Origin of the sequence: Streptomyces carpinensis (genome assembly GCF_002154505.1) — a bacterium.
Lineage (GTDB): Bacteria > Actinomycetota > Actinomycetes > Streptomycetales > Streptomycetaceae > Streptomyces > Streptomyces carpinensis.
On record NZ_MUBM01000731.1, the window covers coordinates 1 to 4,401 of the forward strand.

General features: G+C 74.8%; 4 protein-coding genes. All 4 read left to right on the top strand.

The annotated features are described in order from the left end of the window. The first annotated feature begins 113 nt into the window (after nt 1-113). Nucleotides 114-494 (top strand): effector-associated domain 2-containing protein, encoded by a 381-nt coding sequence (locus tag BZY54_RS48380; RefSeq protein ID WP_086731575.1) that lies wholly within the window; start codon nt 114-116, stop codon nt 492-494. After that, nucleotides 491-1,987 carry a VMAP-C domain-containing protein gene (locus tag BZY54_RS48385; protein ID WP_086731576.1) on the top strand — a complete coding sequence of 499 codons (1,497 nt, stop codon included), beginning with the start codon at nt 491-493 and terminating at the stop codon, nt 1,985-1,987. Before BZY54_RS48380 ends, BZY54_RS48385 begins: the two co-directional genes overlap by 4 nt. Further along, nucleotides 1,984-3,060, top strand: coding sequence for an AAA family ATPase (locus BZY54_RS48390; RefSeq protein ID WP_086731577.1), 1,077 nt, complete (start codon nt 1,984-1,986; stop codon nt 3,058-3,060). Before BZY54_RS48385 ends, BZY54_RS48390 begins: the two co-directional genes overlap by 4 nt. Next, a partial coding sequence (locus BZY54_RS48395; protein ID WP_279634787.1) for an SAV_2336 N-terminal domain-related protein occupies nt 3,057-4,401 on the top strand: 1,345 nt, incomplete at its 3' end. The genes BZY54_RS48390 and BZY54_RS48395, both read left to right, overlap by 4 nt.

A 4,401-nucleotide genomic window follows, 5' to 3' on the forward strand; every position in this document is an offset into this window, starting at 1 on the left:
GACGCGCGATTCGGCGGGGCGACGTGCGGCCACGACGATGCCGATGACGTCCCCGTGCTCGTCGACGACACCCGCCCCGCTGTACCCGCCCCGCCGAATCGCGCGTCGCCTGGATGATCCCGGTCGAGGCCGTCGTGCGCTACTGCCCGCTGCTGGGCGACACCCTGAACGGCGATCCCACGCCCGTGCCCGACTGGCCGCCGGGCGCCGATCGCGAACTGACCACCGCTTTGGTGAAGGTGCCGAGCATGCGCGACCCGCAGCGCCGTGAGAGCGTGCTGCGTGACACCGGCGACGAGATCTTCGATCTCGCCGAGCGGTCTCCGGTGCTGATCGAGGACGTGCGCGGGGTCGTCGAGCTGTGCCTGCAGTACGCGGACGGCATCGACCGGCTGGCCGCCGCGCTGCGCTGGTACGAGCGGGGCTCGCTGCCCATGCGGGAGTTCGAGCGGGTGCTCCTGCGGCTGCGCGGCGCACCGGGGCCGGCGTCATGACGGGTGCCGCCACCCCGCGTACGGATCTGTTCTGGGAGCTGGCCGGTCTCATCGCGCGTATCCCCGGACTCGGCCACCAGCGTCCGCTGCGGCGGGCCGCGGAGGCGTTCGCCGAGCGGTTCGGGCCGCTGGAGACCGGGGAGCCGTCGGGAATCCTCCGGGAGGACCTCTACGCGACGCTGCGGGAGTGCGACGGCCATCCGGAGGGGCTGCGGTTCTATCTCGACACACTGGGCAGCGGGCGCACCGGCACCCTGGCATGGGCGGCGGTCGACCAGATGTACCTGCGGCTGTACCCGGAGAGGCTGCTCACGCCCAGCGAGCGCGACGAGTTGTGCGCCCTGCTCGCCACGCGCGCTCCCGGCACGCGTCTCGGGCCCCTCGCCCTGTCCTTCCTGCCGTTCCTGCCGCCGGGCGACGGCGACGGCCCCGAGGCGCTGGAGGGGCTGCTGGACGCGCTGGAGGACGCGCTCGTACCGGCGGACGAGGCGCACCCGCTGCTCGCCTTCGTCGAGGCCGTCGCCGTGACCCAACTGTCGCCGCTGGAAGCGGAGTTGCGGGCCTGGAGCGACAAGGTGGCGCATCGCATCGGCTGCCCGCAGGAGGTGCTCCAGTGGGTCCGGGCCCAGGCGGCGGCACACGTGGGACGGCCCTTCGACCCCTCCCGCCTGCTGGTGGAGATCGTGGCGCACCCGGCGGCCCCCGACGAGTACCACGTACGGGGCTGGCTGCTGCCCACGCGGCAGGGGCCGAGCGCATTGCTGGCCGACCGCCGGGTGACCTCGCGCGGCGCGCTGGAGGAGACGGTGGCCGCGCTGCACCAGAGCGTGCTGGAGCGACTGGGTGAGCTGAGCGCGGGGCTGCTCGTGGAGTTCCTGCTGCCCAGGCCGCTGCTGTGGCTGGATGTGGACCAGTTCCCGGTGAGACCGGCGGGTTCGGTGGCGCGGCCGATCGGAGCCGATCACACTGTGCTGGTGCGCAGTCGAGACCGGTTCCACAAGCGGTACTGGTGGCCCGCGCTGCACCGGCGCCTGGCGTGGCTGCGGTCGAACCCGGACGGGGCCTTCGAGGCGCCCGCCGTGCGCTACGTCGCGCCGGGCGGCGTTCTCGCCCCGTACGACCTGCTCACCGAGTTACGCGACGGTGAGACCCCGTTCTGCTTCGTGCTGCTGGAACCCCCGCCGTGGGACGGCGACCTGGCGGCGGACCCGGTGTACGTCCTGCTGGAGGTCGGCATCCCCGCCATCGTCGCGCTGCGCCGGGAGGGCCATCACGCCGAGGCGCGGCCGCAGTTGTGGAAAGTGCTGGCCGGAAGGTTGGATGCGCTGCCGGACCGGGTACGACATCTGCGGGGTGTCGGTCCGGGCGGCCGCGGGTCAGCGGTGACGCTGGACCTGCATCGCCACGTCACCCTAGTGTGGGACAGCCAAGACGGACTGGAGGGGGCGGAGGCCGCGCTCGGGCATCCGCGGACCGGGGGTGGCCATCCATGACCGGGGAGTCGACCGACCAGCGTGAGGCGCGGCATCCCCGTCCTCCCGCCTGGTGGGTGTTCCGGGACAACGGCGCGCAGCACGCGCCGTCCGACCCGCTGCCTCCGTTGCCCTCCCCTCCGCCGTGGCGGCGCTTCAGGCCGGACACCGACAGCCCGCCGCTCGACATCCCCGACCCGGGCGACCACACGGACGTCCAGCGCAAGCTCGGCTCACGCCGGGCCGGCACCCTCGACCACGCCGTCGTGGACGTCGTCAACGCCGCGATCCAGCTGCGCCGTCCGCTGCTGGTCACCGGGCAGCCCGGCACCGGGAAGTCCAGCCTGGCCCACCAGATCGCCGCCGAGCTGGGCCTGGGCCGGGTGCTGTGGTGGCCGGTGGTCAGCCGCACCACCCTGCGCGACGGGCTGTACGACTACGACGCGATCGGCCGGGTGCAGGACACACCGGTGGCGGCGGCCCCCGGCGCGGAGCGCGGGCCGCTGCCCGACGTGGGCCGCTATCTGACGCTGGGCCCGCTCGGCACGGCGCTGCTGCCGTGGAAGCGGCCGCGCGTGTTGCTCGTCGACGAGCTGGACAAGAGCGACATCGACCTGCCCAACGACCTGCTGCACATCTTCGAGGAGGGCGAGTTCCGCATCAGGGAGCTGGAGCGGCTGGGTCAGTCCCGCCGCGAGGCGAGCGTCGGCACGGCCGACCACGGCTCGCCGGTCGTGGTGCGCGACGGCCGGGTCCGCTGCTCGGAGTTCCCGATCGTGGTGATCACGAGCAACGGGGAACGCGCCTTCTCCCCCGCCTTCCGCCGCCGATGCCTGGAGGTCGAGCTCGCCGTTCCGGACGAGGAGCGGCTGGCCGCGATGGTCGAGGCGCACTTCGGCCCGCAACCTGATCCGCGCACCCGGCAGCTGGTCCGTTCGTTCCTGAAGGAGCGCGGCGACGGCTCGCTCGCCGCCGACCAGCTCCTGAACACCGTGCACATGCTCACGAACGGCGCCGCCGACGCCGACGAGGCGTCCTGGACGCAGTTGCGGGCCGCGCTGTGGCGCAGCCTGGCGACGGACTCCTCGCCATGACCGGCCGTGCGGGCCGGACGCCGACGGCACGCGAGTGGGCGGAGGCGCTCTGGCTGACGGACCGCATCGGGGCGGCCGACGGCTTTCCGGCGGAACGCGGCGCGCGGGCGGACGCGCCGACGCCGGGCGCCGAGAGTGCTCCGGACACGCCGAGCGCCGCGAGCGGCCCGGACGCCTCGGGTACTGCACCGACCGCCGGTGACCTGCCGTCGGGGACGGCCTCCGGGCCTTCCCCGTCCGATGCGCCGGACTCCGCTCCGAAGCCCCCGACGGGCGGCGCGCCGCCCCGCCCGGACGGGCCGGACGGATCCGGCGGGCCGGCCGCGGAGCCGGTGCAGCCCCGGCGTGACGCGGCGGACGCGCTCGCTGCGGCGTCCTTACTCGGGACGGCCTCCGCGCGCCTGGCCCGCGGACCGCTGCACGACATGGGTTCCCCGGTCGGCTCGACGGCCGGCATCCCGCTGTTGTTCGACGCCGACACGCGCCCCGGCGTCCTGCGCGACCCCCTCCGTTTCGCCCGGACCCTGCGCCCCTTCAACCGCCGGGTCCCCTCACGTCACCGCTACGCCCTGGACGACGAGCAGACGGCGGTCAGGTCCGCCGAGCTGGGCCGGTGGAGCCCCGTGCTGGTGGACGTGCCGGACCGGTGGTTCGAGGTCGCCCTCGTCGTCGAGCACAGCGTGTCGATGGCACTGTGGCGGGGTGTCGCGCAGGAGTTCGCCGAACTCCTGCGCCGCCAGGGCGCCTTCGCCGACGTACGGATCTGGTGGCTGGACACCCGCGGCGGAAAGTCGGCACGGCTGTGCTCGCAGCGGGGCGGCCCCGCCCGCGACCCCGGCGAGCTGCTCCACCCGCAGGGACGCCGGCTGGTGCTGCTGATGAGCGACTGCGTCGGCGACGCCTGGGCGTCCGGCAGCGTGCCCCGGCTGCTGCACCGCTGGGCGCGGCACGCGCCCGTGGCGGTGCTCCAGCCGCTGCCCAGCCGGCTGTGGGACCTGTGCGAGGCGGTCCCCCGCGACCTGCGGGTGCGCGCGGTGGCGCCCGGGCTGCCGAACGCGCTCCTCCTGCTGCGCCACAACAAGCGGTGGGTGCGCCCCGGCGCGCTGCCGGTACCGGTACTCGAACTGGAGAGCGCCTGGTTCGCGGGCTGGGCGCGCATGGTGACGGGCGAGGCTCGGGCGCACAGCGATGTGACCGCCCTGCTCGTGGACGGGCAGGGACTGGCACCGGAGTGTCTGCCGCCGCTCGCCCCGGACCACCGGCCGCGGCCGGTCTCCGCCGAGCAGGCGGTGCGCCGTTTCCTGCGCAACGCCTCCCCCCAGGCGCGGCGGCTGGCCGCAC

What these genes read in the sequence shown, in the direction of transcription:
- BZY54_RS48380 (WP_086731575.1), top strand. Translation starts at nt 114, where the DNA reads ATGATCCCGGTCGAGGCCGTCGTGCGCTACTGCCCGCTGCTGGGCGAC.
- BZY54_RS48385 (WP_086731576.1), top strand. Translation starts at nt 491, where the DNA reads ATGACGGGTGCCGCCACCCCGCGTACGGATCTGTTCTGGGAGCTGGCC.
- BZY54_RS48390 (WP_086731577.1), top strand. Translation starts at nt 1,984, where the DNA reads ATGACCGGGGAGTCGACCGACCAGCGTGAGGCGCGGCATCCCCGTCCT.